This is a genomic window from Citrobacter sp. wls716, assembly GCF_005280975.1.
Lineage (GTDB): Bacteria > Pseudomonadota > Gammaproteobacteria > Enterobacterales > Enterobacteriaceae > Citrobacter > Citrobacter youngae.
On the sequence record NZ_SZWX01000025.1, the window covers coordinates 346,219 to 363,913 of the forward strand.

General features: G+C 51.7%; 17 protein-coding genes. 5 read left to right on the top strand and 12 right to left on the bottom strand.

What is annotated here, in order from left to right:
• Window positions 1–93: 93 nt before the first annotated feature.
• From FDX24_RS09535 to FDX24_RS09575, 9 genes are all read right to left on the bottom strand, one after another.
• Window positions 94–1,032 (bottom strand): Rpn family recombination-promoting nuclease/putative transposase, encoded by a 939-nt coding sequence (locus FDX24_RS09535; protein WP_137364198.1) that lies wholly within the window; start codon window positions 1,030–1,032, stop codon window positions 94–96.
• 210 nt (window positions 1,033–1,242) lie between these two features.
• Window positions 1,243–1,986 carry a 2-dehydro-3-deoxy-phosphogluconate aldolase gene (locus FDX24_RS09540; protein WP_137364199.1) on the bottom strand — a complete coding sequence of 248 codons (744 nt, stop codon included), beginning with the start codon at window positions 1,984–1,986 and terminating at the stop codon, window positions 1,243–1,245.
• Window positions 1,973–3,082: a D-glucosaminate-6-phosphate ammonia lyase gene (gene dgaE / locus FDX24_RS09545; RefSeq protein ID WP_116360322.1), complete on the bottom strand. Its 1,110-nt coding sequence runs from the start codon at window positions 3,080–3,082 to the stop codon at window positions 1,973–1,975. Before dgaE ends, FDX24_RS09540 begins: the two co-directional genes overlap by 14 nt.
• Window positions 3,083–3,085: 3 nt before the next feature.
• Complete coding sequence (locus FDX24_RS09550; protein ID WP_005121522.1) at window positions 3,086–3,946, bottom strand: PTS system mannose/fructose/sorbose family transporter subunit IID; 861 nt, start codon at window positions 3,944–3,946, stop codon at window positions 3,086–3,088.
• Entirely contained in the window at window positions 3,943–4,692 is a 750-nt protein-coding gene (locus FDX24_RS09555; RefSeq protein ID WP_003023960.1) for a PTS sugar transporter subunit IIC, read from the bottom strand. The genes FDX24_RS09550 and FDX24_RS09555 overlap by 4 nt, the downstream gene beginning before the upstream one ends.
• A 25-nt stretch (window positions 4,693–4,717) precedes the next feature.
• Window positions 4,718–5,203, bottom strand: coding sequence for a PTS system mannose/fructose/N-acetylgalactosamine-transporter subunit IIB (locus tag FDX24_RS09560; protein ID WP_003023959.1), 486 nt, complete (start codon window positions 5,201–5,203; stop codon window positions 4,718–4,720).
• 12 nt (window positions 5,204–5,215) lie between these two features.
• Window positions 5,216–5,641 (bottom strand): PTS sugar transporter subunit IIA, encoded by a 426-nt coding sequence (locus FDX24_RS09565; RefSeq protein WP_040231533.1) that lies wholly within the window; start codon window positions 5,639–5,641, stop codon window positions 5,216–5,218.
• Window positions 5,642–5,761: 120 nt separating this feature from the next.
• A complete protein-coding gene (gene dagR / locus FDX24_RS09570) occupies window positions 5,762–8,560 on the bottom strand; it encodes a transcriptional regulator DagR (protein WP_086523517.1) in 2,799 nt (932 codons plus the stop codon).
• 90 nt (window positions 8,561–8,650) lie between these two features.
• The gene (locus FDX24_RS09575; RefSeq protein ID WP_003023951.1) at window positions 8,651–9,067 is read right to left on the bottom strand and encodes a GNAT family N-acetyltransferase; all 417 of its coding nucleotides are present in this window, start codon (window positions 9,065–9,067) and stop codon (window positions 8,651–8,653) included.
• Window positions 9,068–9,197: 130 nt separating this feature from the next.
• On the opposite strand from FDX24_RS09575, the gene FDX24_RS09580 reads away from it, so the two are divergent.
• Window positions 9,198–9,491 (top strand): YicS family protein, encoded by a 294-nt coding sequence (locus tag FDX24_RS09580; RefSeq protein WP_008323809.1) that lies wholly within the window; start codon window positions 9,198–9,200, stop codon window positions 9,489–9,491.
• Between the two features lie 92 nt (window positions 9,492–9,583).
• Window positions 9,584–10,966 (top strand): glycoside hydrolase family 1 protein, encoded by a 1,383-nt coding sequence (locus FDX24_RS09585; RefSeq protein WP_137364200.1) that lies wholly within the window; start codon window positions 9,584–9,586, stop codon window positions 10,964–10,966.
• A gap of 46 nt (window positions 10,967–11,012) precedes the next feature.
• Here FDX24_RS09585 and nepI read toward each other — a convergent pair whose 3' ends face one another.
• The 3 genes from nepI to FDX24_RS09600 all read right to left on the bottom strand — a co-directional run bounded on the left by nepI (window position 11,013) and on the right by FDX24_RS09600 (window position 13,604).
• Entirely contained in the window at window positions 11,013–12,206 is a 1,194-nt protein-coding gene (nepI, locus tag FDX24_RS09590) for a purine ribonucleoside efflux pump NepI (protein ID WP_116360319.1), read from the bottom strand.
• Between the two features lie 169 nt (window positions 12,207–12,375).
• Window positions 12,376–12,828, bottom strand: a complete 453-nt coding sequence (locus FDX24_RS09595; RefSeq protein WP_115601269.1) for a DUF1198 family protein — start codon at window positions 12,826–12,828, stop codon at window positions 12,376–12,378.
• Window positions 12,829–12,848: 20 nt separating this feature from the next.
• The gene (locus tag FDX24_RS09600; protein ID WP_005121514.1) at window positions 12,849–13,604 is read right to left on the bottom strand and encodes an IclR family transcriptional regulator; all 756 of its coding nucleotides are present in this window, start codon (window positions 13,602–13,604) and stop codon (window positions 12,849–12,851) included.
• 246 nt (window positions 13,605–13,850) lie between these two features.
• On the opposite strand from FDX24_RS09600, the gene FDX24_RS09610 reads away from it, so the two are divergent.
• From FDX24_RS09610 to FDX24_RS09620, 3 genes are all read left to right on the top strand, one after another.
• The gene (locus FDX24_RS09610; RefSeq protein ID WP_115642656.1) at window positions 13,851–14,750 is read left to right on the top strand and encodes a dihydrodipicolinate synthase family protein; all 900 of its coding nucleotides are present in this window, start codon (window positions 13,851–13,853) and stop codon (window positions 14,748–14,750) included.
• Between the two features lie 15 nt (window positions 14,751–14,765).
• Complete coding sequence (locus FDX24_RS09615; RefSeq protein WP_082759558.1) at window positions 14,766–16,289, top strand: UxaA family hydrolase; 1,524 nt, start codon at window positions 14,766–14,768, stop codon at window positions 16,287–16,289.
• A gap of 68 nt (window positions 16,290–16,357) precedes the next feature.
• Window positions 16,358–17,668, top strand: a complete 1,311-nt coding sequence (locus FDX24_RS09620) for an MFS transporter (protein WP_005121510.1) — start codon at window positions 16,358–16,360, stop codon at window positions 17,666–17,668.
• Window positions 17,669–17,695: the final 27 nt, after the last annotated feature.

Genomic DNA, 17,695 nt, shown 5'->3' on the forward strand with positions numbered 1-17,695 from the left:
AGTAATGAAATGACTATAGCGGCAAGGCCGCTGCGGTTTAAAAAACGAAAAAGCATCAGCAAGAAGAAAAAAGCATAACGGGAAAAAGATACATTAGTCGGAAGATGCCGTTAGTTCATCACTTGAAAGCCCGGTGATAATTAGCACCAGTTCACGATCGATCCCCTTCTCCAGCATGGCATGGGCTATCCGCAACGCTTCGTCTTGTTTGCCTTCAATCTTGCCCTTTTGTAATCCCTCTTGTAAGCCACTGTAATGACCCGTTCTTCGCCCTGATTCACGTAAACATTCTGCAATCGTCATTAATCTCTCCTTGTGTTGGGGAACGCGTAAAGCCACCTCGCGAATAAACGCCTCGAAACGCGGTGCGCTGCCAGACTGCATCAGATAATTAAATAGCGTTTCTACCTGGCTGTCATTAGCGTATCCCTTAACCAGCAGAGCAACCAGGTTATCCACCAGCACCATCAGGTCACGTTCACGTATATGCTTCTGGACAAGCTCAAGTAGCGCCATCCGCCGATGCTGCATAATCTCATCATCAGACACCGCCGTGATGTCTACCAGCGGGAAGGCAGAACCATAAAGCTGCCGCGCAGTTTGTGGATCGTCAAATTCATCCAGCCAACACAGCGAGTATGGATACGGGCTATCAACGCCATGATAAAAAAGTATCGGCACCACCAGCGGCAGCGTTTTGTGTCCTGCATCAAGATGCTTCTGCATCGCAGCAATGGCATAACGCATCATCCGGAATGCCATATGAGCATCTGGCGAGCTTTGGTGCTCAATCAACGCATAGATATAGCCTTTACCCGATGTCGTTTTCAGCGACCACAGCACATCGGAATAACACGCTCGCAAATCTTCTTCAATAAAACTCCCGGGTTCCAGCTTCAGTGTGTCCAGATCGCAAAGCTCATGTAATGACGCCGGAAGATAGGTATCAAGAAAATCCCGTGCCGTATCTGGATGGCCCAGGAACTTTTTAAATACCGCATCATGCGGCGTAGAGGTTGTTGGTTTTTGCATGGCGATCCGTCACCAGAAGAACAAGATGACGGGACATTACTCGCCAGTGCTACAGACGACATCAGGGAAATTACCCCTTTGCGAGGCGTTTTCGAGGATAAATAGATGCTGCTGCAATGCATTCATTTTCCATGAATGATGTTCGCAAAAATGCCCGGTAGGCGTGAGCACCTCCGGGCATTCTCTTTTCTCTCTCCAACGATGGCGGCATCACACCAGGGTTTTGACTATCTCCATCAACCTGGCGACATCTTCAGGCCGGGTATTGCCGGTTTGCGAGTCGATAATCGAGCTGTACACATGCGGCATGACGCGCGGTACTCCTGCTTCCAGACAGGATTGCAGGATAATGCCGAAGTTATCGAGATCGATACCGCCGGTCGGCTCAATCAACGTCATGCCGTTGCGCGCCGCTGTCGTCGCCAGCGCGTACAGCTCAGGCAACGATTTCTCACCGCCCATCGGGAAGAACTTCGCCGCATGCGCGCCAGAGTCCAGCATCATACGTACCGCTGCATCACAGGAAACGCGGGCTGGCGTGCCCTGGCTGCTGCTGACGCCGGTGGAGATCAACACCTCTCCAGGCATTCCAGTCGGACTGACTAACGCGTTGATATGGGTCTGCTCACCGCCCGTTGCGGCCAGCGCGCCTGCCGCAAAACCACAACCGGTAAAGGTCTGGTTGACGTGTGCCGGATGGACCCGTGAGGCAATCATCGCCGCTTTATAATACTGCGCCGGGTCACCGGCCCCCAACCCCACGGAAATCGACGGCACGTCGGCCATCCAGCGTTTTACTTCCTTAACCCCTTCCTCAACCGAGGCAAACTGTGCGGAAAGGATGCCGATCACCGCGTGACCTTCGGCAGCGTCATAGATTTCCCGGGCGTTGGCGATATCCTTCGCCAGCACGTTAATAGCCACTTTATTGCGATAAAAATTAATGCGCTGCATGCTCTGCAATCTCCTTTAGTCGCGCCACGATCAGCGCCATTTCCCCTTCTGCGACCGTACGCGGATCGAGACTAAAGACGCCCTGATGAAGGTTATAACGACGCGCGTAAATCGCGATATCACCCTCTCGCAGCTGCGCTTCTACGGCGTAAGCATCCATCCCCAGCTCTTGTGCATTCACCCGAATACGAATCCGCCAGATGGCGCGCCCGGCTTCGTCCTGCTCAATATCCGCCTTCAGTCCGCGAATCGCTGAAATCGCCTGCGCCACGGGGCGAAGCTCTTCGGCGGTGACCACGGTTTGCCCCTGATGATAGTTTTCCAGGGCATACACCAGCCCGACCATATTCTCTTTGCCGATCTTCATCGCCCGGGCAATTCCGTGGTGCTGCGCTTTACACGCGGCAATCCACTTTTTCTTTCCGGTGATAAACCCGGAGGTCGGCGCGTTAAAGGCTTTTGCCCCGCTGTAGACCACCATATCCGCCCCGCTCGCCACCCAGGCGTGTAAATCCTCCTCGGCGGCGGCATCGACAATCAGCGGCAGGTTATGAACCTGCGCAACCTGTACGAAGTCTGCAATGCTCAACATGCCTTTCTGCACGCAGTGGTGCGATTTCACATACAGCAGCGCGGCAGTGTTGTCGGTAATCGCGCTCTCCAGCTGCCAGCAGGCCGCCAGATTACTTGAGCCAACCTCCACCACGCGTCCACCCCCTAAGCGGATCGCGCTGGTGATGGGCGCACCGTAGTCAACGTTATGCCCGCGCAGCATGACCACTTCATTAGCCATACCCGCGCTATCCGGCATCAACGTGACTCGCGCCTGGTCACCGCGGGTAATGGCCGCGGCAACGGCAATCGCAATACCCGCCGAGGCGCACGAAGTAACATAGCTGTCCTCCGCGCCGGTGTAGCGGGAAACCAATTCACCGGTACGGTCCACCAGCCGGTCAATTTCAACAAAGGCCGAAGCTGCCCGCGCGGTGGCCTGCATCACTTCCGGCGCGACGCTGGAAACGCCCAGAATCGTCATTTTGCCGCAGGCGTTAATCACCTGTTTTAGCCCCAGTTGTTGATAGATATTCTGTGTCATGGCTTACAACACTCCCAGCAGCGAACAGACCACGCTGAGCGCGACAATCGACAGCAAAATCGTGGTGTAACGCGGTCCTTTCTTCACCAGATAGAAGTAGATGGCGAACACCGCCGCCAGCGGCAGCAGGCCGGGGGCAATAGAGTCGAGGATTTGCTGGACCACCACTTCAGAGCCTTTCAGGGCGCTGAGTTTTAACGGCGTGGTGATCTTGACGTAGCTTGCCGACAGCGCGCCCATCATGATCAGGCCCAACACGTTCGCGCCGTAGATCAGTTCCTTAATTCGCCCTCCCTGCAGCAGACCAATTATCGAGTCACGTCCCAGCGTATAGCCTTTGTGCACCATGCCATAGCTGATTGCCAGCGTAATGGCCGGGTAGAGGATTAACGGTACAATTCCGCCCATCGCGCTGCCATTGGCGGCGAATGGGATGAAAATAGCAATTAACAGCGGCATCACTGCGGCCCAGATGATCGAGTCCCCCATCCCCGCCAGCGGCCCCATTAGCCCGGTTTTAATCCCGGTAATTGAGGCATCGCTGATCGGCTCACCGCGCGTTTTTTGCTCCTCCATCGCAATGGAGATCCCCTGAATTACCGCCCCGAACGTCTGCTCTGAGTTGAAGAAGTTCAGATGGCGTTTCAGCGCTTCTACCTGTTCCTCTTTTTGCGGGTAGAGCTTTTTGATGATCGGCGTCATCGAGGCGCAGAAAATCAGGCTTTGCAAACGCTCATAGGAGCTGGAAACTTCCGCGCCCAGCCAGTAGATAAACCAGGCTTTGGTGATGTCTGCTTTGGTCAGCGTACCGCTTTCACGCGCACGCTCCACCAGTTCATGTTGCATTACGTCGCTGCTCATCATGCTGCTCCTTCATTTTTCGCCAGACCTTTAATCAGGAAGGCCACGCAGGTACCAAAGATTGCCATCGCCATGATGTCTACCTTCAGGTACAGCACCGCAAAGAATCCGCCGATAAACCACGGCAGCAGGCTCTTTTTACCGATCACCATAATGGTGATGGCAAAGCCCAGCGCTGGCAGAATGCCGCCCATAATTTCAAAGGAGTGCGTCAGCCAGTGCGGCATCAGCTTGAGGAAGCTTTCCACCACGTCCTGACCAAAATAGTTGGCGGCGAAAACCACCGGGAAACGCAGTACAAGGCCAAGCAACGCCGGGTAGAGGAATGCACAGCGCATAATGCCCGCCATGTTGGCCGTTTCCGCATGCTTGTCGGCCATATGCACCCACGCTGCGTTTAACGTGCGGCGCAACTGGTCGAGGAACACGCCGATGACGCCAAACGGGATTGCCAGTGCGATAGCCAGGTTCGGGTCCATTCCGGCCTTCACGGCGATAGGAATTGAAATACAGGCGGCCAGCGCTGGATCAGAGGGCACGTTACCGCCTGGCGTAGAGGTCACGCCGAGATAAACCAGCTGCATGCCTGCACCGATGATCATCGCCGTTTCCATGTTGCCTAACAGCAGGCCAACGAATACGGCAATCACGACGGGCTGTAGCAGCATGGCGGAGAAGGTGTAGCCAAGGCGTAATCGGGCAAACCAGTAATACAACCCCATCAGGCTTGCAAAGACTAAAGTATCCATAGTTAAGTACCCTGTTATCAAAGAATTAGAATTTTTTCAGGATATCGTCCAGCGACTGCGGCTTATCTTCCGGGATAGTCTGGAAGAACACCTGAATCCCACGATTTTTCAGGTCGCTCAGAATGCCGACGTCTTTTTCATCCAGCGTAATGTTCTGGAATACCGCTTTGCGGTTTGGCCCGCCGCCCAGTCCACCGACCTGAATGGTAGTGACGTCAAACCCCAACTGGACCGCTTCCTGAACCGCCGCCAGAGAAGGGAACAGCACCAGCACTTTGCCGTCACCAAGCTGGTTTTCTTTCCAGGCTGCCGCAAAACTTTGGTTACCGAAACAATCCACTTTGATGTTTGGCGGCGCGGCCATCAGGTAGATGTTTTTCATAAACGGATCGGCATCCAGCTCATCGCTGACCACCGCAATCCGGTTGGCCTGAGATTGTCCAACCCATTTAGTCACCACTTGTCCATGAATCAGACGGCTATCGATACGACATAAGACGATGTTTGCCATGATGTTTATTCCTTATTGTGATTGTTGTAATTGACGCACGTGGGCGACAACGTCCAGGCAACTGCTACGCCCGGCCTCGACCAGTTCAGCCACGCAGGTGGTCAACTGGCCATGCTCGCGTTTGTCGAGCGCCTCCAGCAGCAAAGAGGCATTGAGCCCGGAAATCACTGCCACCGGGTAATCGGCACTCAGCCGCGCCGCCACGTTAGAGGTGGTGCCGCCAATAAAATCAGTCAGGATCAGTGAACCTTCCGGCATGGTTTTCACCACAGCTTCAACGCGCTGGTAAAACTCGCCGAGCGTATCAACGGGCATCAGCGCAATTTCCGTCACGCCTTTGATTTCACCCATCACCATGCGCAGGCTGTTGCAAAGCTGTTGCCCCCAGCCGCCATGGGTCAGCAGCAGGATCTGGGGCAAGGATTCAGTGGTAGTCAAAATGGCCTCCTGGCTCGATTACATAGACATAAGTAAACAGAGCAAAGGCTGTGCCAGAATTTGTGTCACGCAGGGAAGAGAGGAGTGCTGACGGGGCAGAAAGCCGCGCCAGCAAAGGGATTAGCTATACAGCAGTTCGTAGATATAAAAATATTCCGCGTCCGATAAGCGAATGGCATAGGCCTCTTCGATCGGCAGGAAAGCGGATTTAATGACACTAAACGCGCGATTATCCAGATCCGGCTTGTTCTCCAGCGCCATCTGTAACGGTTTGCGGTTAATCACGATACGCTCGACCATACAGCAGCAGTGGATCAGGAAGCGCAGTGTCACCTGACGGCTCGGTTTGAGCGAAAGCGCGGTGGTCAGATGATTCAACACGCCTTCCATCTCTTTGAGAATACGCTGCGGGTTGAGCACCGAAATATGGTTAATGATGCTCTCCATGGTCAACGCGCTGATAAAGCGCATCGCGCTGCGCTCCATCTCCAGACGGCGTTCGCTGCTGGAGAGATCTGGCGTCAGCAGGCTGAGTACCAGCTCGGGGCCTTGTTCAGAGAACAGCTCCTCAAGCGAGATAAACGGAATATCCGGCAGTCCTGGCTGGAAAGTGCCCACTATTCCCGCCAGGCGTTCACTGGCGTTAATCGCCTGCTGCACGCGCTCCAGACTGCGGACTTCGTTGTAATCGAGGATCACCATCCGCGTATCCTGCGACATCAACTCACCGAAGCTCTCTTCCAGCACCTTTTTGATTTTTTCTGCCGTTCCCATCCCGGTGATGCAGGAGATAACCAGCACTTTACCGCTGTTTTCCTGCTGCGGCGTACAGAGCTGACAGGGAATATTTTTGCTCTGCATCAACGCCGCCAGCTGCGGCAAGTCGCTGGTTTCGTAGCTTAAATCCAGCCCGATTTCCAGCAGGCTGGTGAGCGTGATATTGGGCATCAGCAGAACGTCTATCTGAAATAATTTGCTGATCGTACTGCCAAAATGGACCAGCGAGCCAATATCCACCATCAGGATCAACCGGCGATATTTTCGGGTCTGGATCATCTGTGTCAAAGCTTCCAGCGTGTCATGCACCGACTGCTCGAAAGGCATATCGATAGCGCTGAACACCTCGCGCTCCAGCACGCGATTCACGTACTGCGCCTGACTTGTAGCCGTCGTCGCACCGTGGGCAATCAAAATCACCCCGCAGTCCGGACTGGCGTCAATCCGTTGGCGGTAATGGCGACACTCTTTGAGGAACAGGCACAGCCAGACCACCTCCGTCGCCGGGCACTGAATATGCAGCAGTTCATTGATTTTCCGGCATAGCAGCGTGGCGTTGTCATATTCATCTTTGCAGCGATCGAGGATCAGGCTGGAAGAATAGAGCTGAGGAATAAGGCCGCGCTGCACATAGCCAATCAGCGCCAGGAAGTGTTTGCGCAGCGGGTTAATCAGATTTTCCGGCAGCGTAAAACCAAGCACCTGTTCAACGCAGCCGATCAGCAGCGTGACGCGCTCTTCAATCTGATCGCCATAGCGCGGAGGATGCGCCACGCTGTCGCGGCTATAGAGACCATATTCAAATATCGAACTGAGCTTGTTTTTGAGGATTGCCAGCGTTTCGGCTGGCGGCACGTTGCTGTTACGCAGGTTGATATATTCGCGGGTCAGGAAGCTGTAGAAGAGATCGCTCTCTTCAATTTCGGCTCCGGTCGCCAGCGAGTTTTTCAGCGCGGGCAGCGTGCGGGCATCGATGCTTAAATGCTCTTTGCCTTCGAACAGTGCGCCAACCAGCAGACGTTGTTCCGGCGTGGCGTTAAAGGGGATCTCGGTCAGACGTTTATCCAACTGTAGCGTATCGCTGTGCTCCGTCATTCCCGAAGCCCAGGCCTGGGCGCAGAGAAACTGAATATCGCTCTTGAGCTGACCAATATTGCCTTCCAGCGGCTTGTTCAACAGCCAGAGCAGCAAGGTACGGTCGATGCTTATCGTACGCTCGATTTTGCGGCTCTCACGCTGTAAGAAGCCAACGATCAGTTCAACCTGCTCTTCCACCGAACGCTGGCGGATGCCGGGCAAATCGATACATACCTGAATACGTCGCTGGAAAGTGCGCAGCAATGCTGAACTCACCGGCTCGGTGGTGGCGCAAATCAGGCGAACCGAGATTGACCGCGCCACGGCGCTTGAGCCCAGCGGGCGATACTCACCTTTGTCGAGAATAGAAAACAGCTTTTCCTGACCTTCATACGGTAGACGATGCACTTCATCGAGCAGGAGATAGCCGCCATCAGCCTGTTCGACCAGACCGGGTTTATTTTCATTTGCGCCGGTAAATGCCCCCTGTCGATGACCAAACAGGTGCGAAGAAAGCAGCTCCGGGTTATGGGCGTATTCCGCGCAGTTAAAGTAAACCAGCGGCGGCGACGCTCCCACTGCGCGTTCGCAGGCGAAACGGTGCATCAGTTCGGCAAAAAAGGTTTTGCCGACGCCGGAGGGACCGGTCAGCAGAACGTGCAGTCCGTGGGGATACAGCACCGCCGCGCGGCCTTTTTCCACCGCGTCGCGCAGGCTGCGATCGTAACCAATCAGGCCAGAAAAGGGATCCTCTGTCGCCTGGTTTTCCTGAACAGGCAACAGGTCGGCAACGGTTTGCACTTCGCGCTCGGACTCATCGAGTTTGCGCCCCAGCAGCGTTTCAATCGCCTGACGATGCAGAAAGAATACCGGGCGTCCGCGGCTTTTAATCGCCAGGCCGTCGTTCCAGAGCTGATTGAGATCTTTACTGACCGAGTTGCGCGCCAGTCCGAGGTTAAAGCCGATAGCTTCCGCTGTGAACGCCGTTTCCTGCGCCAGATGGGCAAGATTCAGTCCTCGCGTCAGCCGTTCCAGCTCCCCCAGTATTATCTCAATCCGTCTCATCTCTTTACCGCTTAAGAAATAAATGATTGTTCAGAACATACACTATTCTGCTGCGCAAGAAAGTGAGGCGGCGTCCAGACCTTTCGGTCATCAAAACGTTTTCGACAAATAATGCCGCGCGGAGCCGGTTTCCGGAAAGTTATCGAGGGTCATTTGCAGCTGATAGCCGTTTTTCTGATAAAACGGCAGCGCCTGGAAACTCATGGTATCCACCAGCGCATGCAGGCATCCTCTCTCACGCGCTGTCTGCTCGGCAGCCTGCATCAATTTTGTGCCGTAACCGCCTTTGCGCAGCGAATCATGCATCCACAGGAAATCAATACACAGCCATTCGCCTTTGATTTTGCCAATCAGCCCGCCCAGAATTTCATTGCTTTCATCGCGCCAGTACACCGCCAGGTCGCCAAAATTGGTGGTTCTCAGGAACTGACGGTTGTAGGCGCGCAATCCGGCAAGCAGGGCATTTTGATCGTCTTCAGTAATGGTATCTGTAATCTGTATTTGCATCCTATCCTCCTGAAAAACTACAACTTCTGGCTGATTATTTGTTTAGAAATTAACACAGGCTGATGAGTGAGGCGCATGCCGTCTACACTTACTCTTGAGATGATGCGCATCGACAACAAGGATTATTATCATGAAACGAGCCGCTTTACCGCTTATTGCCATTCTTTTCACGCTGTCGGGTTTAGCGCAGGCCGATTCGGCTTACGGCTCTCTACAGTCCGTTCATGAAAAAAATACTGTATTGAAGGACTTACGCAAGATTTGTACCCCACAGGGATCACCCTCCGATGACGTGTGGGAAAAAACGATTATGTCTGATACACGTAATCAGCAGCATATCCGCGAGGCTATTCTGGCAATACAAAGAAATAACCAGAACAACTACTGGGAAGCGTTGGGCAAAGTTGAATGCCCGGATTTGTAACTATCGTATTGAAAAACGAGCGCTGTAACCGGTTTCTGTTTAGCAAAATCGCCTATTGTGTAGGGAAGTGAAATACATCAAGGAGCAAGATAATGCGATACCGTTTTCCAGAAAACTTCTGGTGGGGCAGTGCCTGCTCGGCGCTGCAAACCGAAGGGGATAGCCTGAATGGCGGCAAAAGCCAGACAACATGGGACGTGTGGTTCGATCGCCAGCCAGGGCGTTTCCACCAGGGGGTTGGCCCGGCGAACACATCCACGTTTTATCAGCACTGGAAACAGGACATCGCACTGCTCAAACAGCTGAAACACAACAGCTTCCGCACCTCAATCAGTTGGTCACGACTGATTCCGGACGGTACTGGCGAGGTGAATCCTGAGGCCGTCGATTTCTATAACAACGTCATCGACGAGCTGCTTTCGCAAGGCATTACACCGTTTATCACCCTGTTTCACTTCGACATGCCGATGGTGATGCACGAGAAAGGCGGCTGGGAAAACCGTGAGGTGGTTGAGGCGTTTGGCCGCTACGCACAGACATGTTTTACATTGTTCGGCAACCGGGTGAAGCACTGGTTCACCTTTAACGAACCGATTGTTCCGGTAGAAGGCGGCTATCTGTATGACTTCCATTACCCAAACGTGGTGGATTTCAAACGTGCGGCCACCGTGGCGTATCACACTGTACTGGCGCATTCCACGGCGGTGCGGGCGTATCGCGCCGGAAACTACGGCGGTGAAATCGGTGTGATCCTGAATCTGACGCCCTCTTACCCACGCTCGCAGCACCCGGCGGATGTAAAAGCCGCGCACCATGCGGATCTGCTGTTTAACCGCAGCTTTCTTGATCCGGTACTAAAAGGGGAATATCCGGCGGATCTGGTCAAACTGCTGAAAGAGTACGATCAGCTACCAGCCTGTCAGCCAGGCGACTGTCAGCTCATCGCTGAGGGGAAAATCGACCTGCTCGGCATCAATTATTATCAGCCGCGCCGCGTGAAATGTCGTGATACTGCCGTCAATCCAAACGCGCCGTTTATGCCGGAGTGGCTGTTTGATTATTACGAAATGCCGGGGCGTAAAATGAACCCGTACCGTGGCTGGGAAATTTATGAACCTGGTATTTACGATATTATTACTAATCTTCGTGATAATTACGGCAACCCGCGCTGCTTTATTTCTGAAAACGGTATGGGTGTGGAAAATGAGCAGCGTTTCGTTGAGCATGACCAGATCAACGACAGCTATCGTATTGAATTTGTTTCTGAGCATCTTAAATGGCTACATAAAGGCATCAGCGAAGGTTGTAATTGTCTTGGCTACCATATGTGGACTTTTATTGATAACTGGTCCTGGCTCAACGGATATAAAAACCGCTACGGTTTTGTTCAGTTAGATTTAGCAACGCAAAAACGTACGGTGAAAAAGAGCGGCGAATGGTTTGCCCATACAGCCGAAAACAATGGTTTTAATTAAAAATAACCAGGATGCCGGATAGCGATCCGGCATACCGAGCTTTAGTTTATTGCATACCCTTTATGCGAACTTTTGCTGCCACCAGAAGCGCCGTCAGCAGCATCAGGCTGCCGGAAATCATCAGGGGTGACAGCAGTCCGAGAGTATCGAGCGCATAGCCTCCCACCGCGGCCCCGCAGGTATTGGCAAGCTGGATCACGGCGACCTGGATGGATCCGGCTTTTTCTGCCTGATCGGCAAGCGAGCGCGTGATCCACGTTGACCAGCCGACCGGTACCAGCGCAAACAACAGTCCCCAAATAATCGCAATACCCGCCGCCACCACTTTGTCACTGCCCCACAGAATCAGGACCAGCGCACTGAGCGCCAGCACCAGTGGCGCACCGGCTAACGCCAGTTTGACCGAACGCTTCAAAATCATCGACGAAAGCGACGTACCAACAAAGCTGGCAATACCGAAGCTCAGCAGCACCAGCGTCAGGCCATCAACGTCAAAGCCCGCCAGATTCATATAGATTGGACGAATATAGGTAAAGAAGGCGAACTGCCCGGCAAAGGACATGAAGATGGCAATCATCCCGGCCATCACCCCCGGTCGCTGCAACAGGCTGAACATGTTTTGTTTCTGATGCGAAGGCTCGCCAGGCAGGGAAGGCAACGCTCTCACCACCCAAATTGTGCACAGCACGCCCATCACCGCCGCCGCATTAAACACATTACGCCAGCCGATAATACCGCCCAAAAAGCTTCCCAGCGGTGCGGCAATCACCAGCGCGATGGAGACTGCACCAAAAATAACCGACAGCGCTTTCGGCACCGTACGTGCGGGAACCAGACGCATGGTCAGCGACGCCGACATCGCCCAGAAGCCACCAAGCGCCAGACCGAGGCAGGCGCGGCCAACGAGCAGCAGCGAAAAAGAATTGGCAAAGGAAACCAGCAGACAGGAAAGCGTCAGCAGCACCGAAAACAGGATCACCACGTAGCGACGATCGGTCGCCTGAATAATTTGCGTCACAAAGAGGCTGGCGAACATGGCGACAAATGCCGTCACGGTCACCGATTGCCCGGCAACACCTTCCGAAATACCCAGATCCTGCGCCATCGGCGTTAACAGGCTAACGGGCAGAAACTCAACAGTTATCAGGCAGGCAACACAGAACGCCACGGCAAATACCGCCGACCAGTTAGGTCGGGAATTTGCCTCAGCGCGGGATTTTTGTTCAACAGCTTCACTCATTTTGTTACCTGCGTGGGGTTATTGTAGAAAAGTTACGCAGTGTAACATTAAATTTGTGACCTATTTAACGTTTCAACAACTTTCACCGCTGAATGGCGATGTGGCTTATTCCATCTACGGCAGGGCCCTTTTGTCGACCTGAGAGCCGTAACGCCATCAGGCATGACTATCAATGCAACCAATGCACGCCATCTTCGGGCTGGAAAAAGGCGTTATAGCGCATCTGAAACGCATTAAGTTCCTGCATATCCGGCTCCATCTCGCGCAGAAAACCGAGCGCCAAACGTACCTGCGCATCGGTAATAGGTGCAGCCAGTCGGGCTTTTTGCAGCCAGCGGTGCCATTGCAACAGGTTCTGCTCACTGCCGTCGACAATCACGATTTGCCAGATCAACAACACCTGGGAGGCATTTTGCAGATGCGATTCATCCGGGCGGTGTAGGTACTGTAAAAACGCCTCACCCTGTACTTTTCCCATCTGATCGATCATCGACTCTACCGGCACGACATCAATATTCAGTCGCTCGCTCAAACGGCGAATTGCGCGTCGTGAACCGGACGTCAGCACCCTAAATCCCACCACAAAAACAACCACCAGGGTGGCCAGCATTATCCAGATCATTAACTACGACACCTGCATACTTAAACTAATTTTGCCGAGAGTGACTGGCAGGCTTCGCGCACCCACTGAGAATATTGTGGAATACAATCTTTTGGCATTTGTAGTTCAACGCCACTGATGCTGATTGCTGCAATCACATCTTTATTACGGTTAAATACCGGTGCGGCAATGCAATAGATACCAGGAGAGTCTTCCGCATTATCAAATACCCAGCCTTGCGCGCGGATTCTGGCAAATTCCTTCATCAACGCTTTTTTGCTGGTAATGGTGGTATCGGTATATTTCGGCAGGTCTTCATCCGGCAACAGTTCGTCGATTTTATCCTGCGGCAGCCAGGCACACAGCGCTTTCCCTACACCGGAACTGTGCATCGGCAATTTTTTACCGACCCAGGTACGAATGCCAATCGGCTGGGTGTTTTCCAGCTTCATAAGATAAATTGGCGCGACTTCATCCAATATGCCCAAGTGACAGGTCAGGTCCGTTTGTTGACGCAATTTTTCCAAAACAGGAAGCGCTGCATTACGGATATCAAACTGCTCCAATGAACGATTTCCCCATTCGTACAGCTTCAATCCTAAAAAGAAACGCCCCTTTTCCAGACGCAAAAGATGATGCTCAACCAGCGCATTTAGCAGAGAAGACGTGCTGCTTTTTGGTAATGCCAGATCCTGCTGGATCTGACTGAATGTTGCTCCAGGAGAATTAAAAAGGTAATTACAGATTTTTACCGTCTTATCCAGAGCGGGAACAGAAGTCGTGATGTCTTGGTTCATGCGCAATTAATCTTTTTTATTCATAGACTCTGCACAGTATACCGCAATCACTTTTCCCAGGTATGCGGCTTTTTTGCACATATGCAAACTGCGCTCTGTTGCCTAAATCTTACATCCGCAAACCCGATCCACCTCACAGTTGTTCATTTGTTCTGCAAAAAGCATTGACGAACGATTTGGATATTTGCTGTACTAACTTCAACATACAGAACATAAGTTCCATATACAGAACAACAAGGAGTGAGCATGTTGAACGTTTTTAAGGGCATCTTCCCGCCAGTACCGACCATCGTTGACGATAACGGTGAATTGGATCGCGCAGGAATGGCGGTAATGATTGATCATGTGATTAGCAATGGTGCCGACGGAATGCTAATTCTGGGCAGCGGCGGCGAATTTTCACATTTCTCTTCTGAACAAAGAAAACAGATTGCAGAATTTAGTCTGCAGCATGTTGCCGGCAGGGTCCCCGTACTTATCGGTATCGCCTGCGCTAGCACAGCAGAAACTATCCAGCTTGGAAAGCATGCCGAAAAAGCGGGCGCGCAAGGAGTACTGGTAGTCAATCCTTATTATGCAAAACTCAGCGAAGAAGCCCGCTTTACGCATTACAAAAGAATTGCTGAAGCGTTAAACGTTCCAGTCTTCCTATATAACTTTCCAGAACTAACCGGCCAGGATATTGGTTTAAACGTCATCACTCGCCTTGCCCGCGAAGTACCCAATATTGTCGGAATTAAAGACACTATTGATAATATTAGCCACACCAGGGAAATCATCAATCAGGTTCACTGTTTCCGCCCAGATTTTATCATTTTCAGCGGCTATGACGAATATTTACTTGATACATTAATGTTGGGGGGGCATGGTGGAATTCCGGCAACATTTAACTTTGCACCTAATATTACGCGCGGAATTTATCAGGCTGTTCAGCAGAACGATCTCGCCACGGCTAAAGCACTTCAACAACAACTGTCAGGATTATCACCTTTATATGCATTAGAACAACCGTTCTTTGGCGTTATAAAGACAGCCATAAAATTAAGTGGTGTGGACATATCAACCGCAGTTGTCCCTCCTGCATTACCGTTGAATGAAGAAAAAATAGCGCAGGTTAAAAATATTCTATCCCGTATTTCGGTGTAAACCAGCATGAGAGCAATGATAATGAACATCAACCCTGTACTAAAATTGAATCCCAAAGATGATGTGGTTATCGCAAGACAGACGGTCCCCGTGGGCACCTGGCTTGAAGAAGAACAAATTACGGTGCTAAGTGAAATTCCAGCAGGGCATAAAATCGCCCTGCATGCGTGTAACGTAGGTGATGCGGTCAAACGTTATGGGCAGATTATTGGCTTCGCAACTCAGCCAATTAAGCCCGGCGAACACGTCCACATGCATAATTTAGGTATGGGCGATTTTGAACGAGATTATGCCTGGGGTGAAGACTGCCATTCTCCCTCTTCGGTTCCTCAACAGGATACTTTTTTGGGTATCCGCCGGGCTGACGGCCGCGCTGCTACACGCAACTACATCGGCATTTTAAGCTCCGTAAACTGTAGTGCTACGGTCGTCAGAGCGATTGAGGATCACTTTCGTCTGCATGGTCTTGCAGACTACCCAAATGTTGATGGCGTGGTGTCGTTGCCACAAAGTTTTGGCTGTGCCATCGGATCTAAAAGTGAATCAATGGATGTCATGAGACGTACGATGGCCGGTTATGCCACCCATGCAAACTTTGCCGGAGTAATCATCGTTGGGCTGGGATGCGAATCCAGCCAAATTAAAGATATGATGAACGCCCATGGGTTAGCTGATGGCCCAATGATGCACAGCTATACCATTCAGGAGGTGGGCGGCACACGTCATGCCATTGAAAAAGGAATTAACCTGGTTAACCAAATGCTGCCTGTTGCTAACCGGGTAACACGTCAACCAATCCCTGTATCAGAAATCATTCTCGCATTGGAATGTGGCGGTTCCGACAGTTATTCCGGGATTTCAGCCAATCCAGCGCTGGGTTATGCGGCAGATAAGTTGATCCAACAAGGTGGAACAGCGATATTATCTGAAACCTCCGAAATTTATGGCGCTGAGCATCTTCTTACTCGCCGCGCCGTTTCCCGTGAAGTCGGGGAAAAACTTATCGCCCGTATTCACTGGTGGGAAGAATACTGTCGCCGCACTGGAAGTGAAATGAACAATAATCCCTCTGCGGGTAACAAAGTCGGAGGGCTGACGACAATACTGGAAAAATCACTCGGTGGTATTGCTAAAGCAGGCACAACAAATCTGACAGAAGTGTATGAGTACGCGGAACCAGTTACCGCGAAAGGTTTTGTCTTTATGGATACACCAGGGTATGACCCTATTGCCGTCACGGGGCAAATCGCCGGTGGGGCAAATCTTCTCTGCTTCACAACAGGCCGCGGTTCGGCGTTTGGATCCAAACCAACCCCAAGTCTGAAGCTGGCTACCAATAACGCACTTTGGGAACGTCAGCAGGAGGATATGGATATAAATTGCGGAACTATTGTAGAGGGGGAAGAAACAATTGCGGAAGTCGGTGAACGTATTTACCAGATGATTCTTGAGATGGCATCCGGTAAAAAAACAAAGAGTGAGGAATTTGGCTATGGCAGTCAAGAATTCGTCCCATGGACTATTGGCTCCATAATGTAACACTTCACAATATAATAATACCTCGTACCGCCATACTCATATTATTATGAGTATGGCAAGGAGCCCTTATGTCTCTTGTTAATGCAAATACTGAAGAAGAAAAATTAAAGGCAACAACTGTAAGATGGCGGATATTTATCATCATGCTTTTATTAGGCGCCATTAATTATATTGACCGCACATCTCTTTCCATTGCCATGCCATATATTACGGATGAATTTGGCATTACTGACACACGCGTTGTTGGGGTTATTCATAGTGCCTTTTTCTGGGCTTATGCTTTGATGCAAATTCCCAGTGGAGTTATTGCTGATAAATTTAAAGCGAGAAATATCATAGCGTTGGCCACTATCTTATGGGGAGCATTTCAGGCCGTCGCGGCGCTGTGCCACTCCATTTTTACTCTCTCACTTTCTCGACTGGGGTTAGGCGTTACTGAATCTCCAATTATGCCCGCTGGCGCAAAGTTAATGGGGACATGGTTAACACCAACAGAACGCGGGCGTGGTTCGATGCTACTTGATGGCGGCGCGCCGTTGGGGACGGCATTAGGGGCGGTGATCATCGCAGGACTTATTGCTTTTTTCGACTCCTGGCGTATGGCATTTGTGGTGGCAGGTGTGGGAACAATGGTGGTCGGCTTACTGGCCTGGTGGTACATCCGCACTTATCCATCAGAACATCCCAGCATTAATAAAGCAGAACTGGACCATATTACCGCTGCAAACGGTGCTGAAACCAGCAGCAAGAAATACCGTCTGGCCGACATCAAACCTTATCTAAAACAACGGAATGTGATTGCGCTCATCGGTGGTTGGGTTTGCTACAGCTTTGTGTTCTACGGCCTGATGACCTGGCTGCCGCTCTACTTTCAGGCCACCTACGGTTTCGATATCAAATCGATGGGTGGAGCAATGGCGCTGATCTTCTTGCTGTGTTTTGTCGGCCAACTGACCGGCGGCTACATTATGGATAAATGGCGCAGCAAAGGGGCAAAAACAAGCCGTGTGATGCATACAATGTTGGCTATTTCTGCCACTACCGCTGGCGTTGGTATTTTCCTTTGCGCACAAAGTTCTACACCAGCCGTTGCGATAACCCTGCTCACCATTGCCCTTTTCCCACTGCGGTGGGCCAGTGTTTACTGGTCAATACCAGGGCTGCTAGGCGCGCAATCTGTTGCGGGTACCATCTGTGGGACCATGAACTTCACCAGTAACTTATTCGCCGCTATCCTGCCAATTTTTATCGGTTTCCTGGTGCAATCCACCGGAAATTATTACGCCGCCATGATGTTCTTTGCACTGGCTGCTGTGGGTTATCTCATCTGCTCGCTGCTGATCAATTTTGATAAAAAAATGGTTATTGCCGACGAGTAATCCCCTGAATATGGCCCGCTTAGGGCC

Coding starts and splice junctions, on each gene's coding strand:
- FDX24_RS09535 (WP_137364198.1), bottom strand. CDS start 1,032: ATGCAAAAACCAACAACCTCTACGCCGCATGATGCGGTATTTAAAAAG.
- FDX24_RS09540 (WP_137364199.1), bottom strand. CDS start 1,986: ATGCAGCGCATTAATTTTTATCGCAATAAAGTGGCTATTAACGTGCTG.
- dgaE (WP_116360322.1), bottom strand. CDS start 3,082: ATGACACAGAATATCTATCAACAACTGGGGCTAAAACAGGTGATTAAC.
- FDX24_RS09550 (WP_005121522.1), bottom strand. CDS start 3,946: ATGATGAGCAGCGACGTAATGCAACATGAACTGGTGGAGCGTGCGCGT.
- FDX24_RS09555 (WP_003023960.1), bottom strand. CDS start 4,692: ATGGATACTTTAGTCTTTGCAAGCCTGATGGGGTTGTATTACTGGTTT.
- FDX24_RS09560 (WP_003023959.1), bottom strand. CDS start 5,203: ATGGCAAACATCGTCTTATGTCGTATCGATAGCCGTCTGATTCATGGA.
- dagR (WP_086523517.1), bottom strand. CDS start 8,560: ATGAGACGGATTGAGATAATACTGGGGGAGCTGGAACGGCTGACGCGA.
- FDX24_RS09575 (WP_003023951.1), bottom strand. CDS start 9,067: ATGCAAATACAGATTACAGATACCATTACTGAAGACGATCAAAATGCC.
- FDX24_RS09580 (WP_008323809.1), top strand. CDS start 9,198: ATGAAACGAGCCGCTTTACCGCTTATTGCCATTCTTTTCACGCTGTCG.
- FDX24_RS09585 (WP_137364200.1), top strand. CDS start 9,584: ATGCGATACCGTTTTCCAGAAAACTTCTGGTGGGGCAGTGCCTGCTCG.
- nepI (WP_116360319.1), bottom strand. CDS start 12,206: ATGAGTGAAGCTGTTGAACAAAAATCCCGCGCTGAGGCAAATTCCCGA.
- FDX24_RS09595 (WP_115601269.1), bottom strand. CDS start 12,828: ATGATCTGGATAATGCTGGCCACCCTGGTGGTTGTTTTTGTGGTGGGA.
- FDX24_RS09600 (WP_005121514.1), bottom strand. CDS start 13,604: ATGAACCAAGACATCACGACTTCTGTTCCCGCTCTGGATAAGACGGTA.
- FDX24_RS09610 (WP_115642656.1), top strand. CDS start 13,851: ATGTTGAACGTTTTTAAGGGCATCTTCCCGCCAGTACCGACCATCGTT.
- FDX24_RS09615 (WP_082759558.1), top strand. CDS start 14,766: ATGATAATGAACATCAACCCTGTACTAAAATTGAATCCCAAAGATGAT.
- FDX24_RS09620 (WP_005121510.1), top strand. CDS start 16,358: ATGTCTCTTGTTAATGCAAATACTGAAGAAGAAAAATTAAAGGCAACA.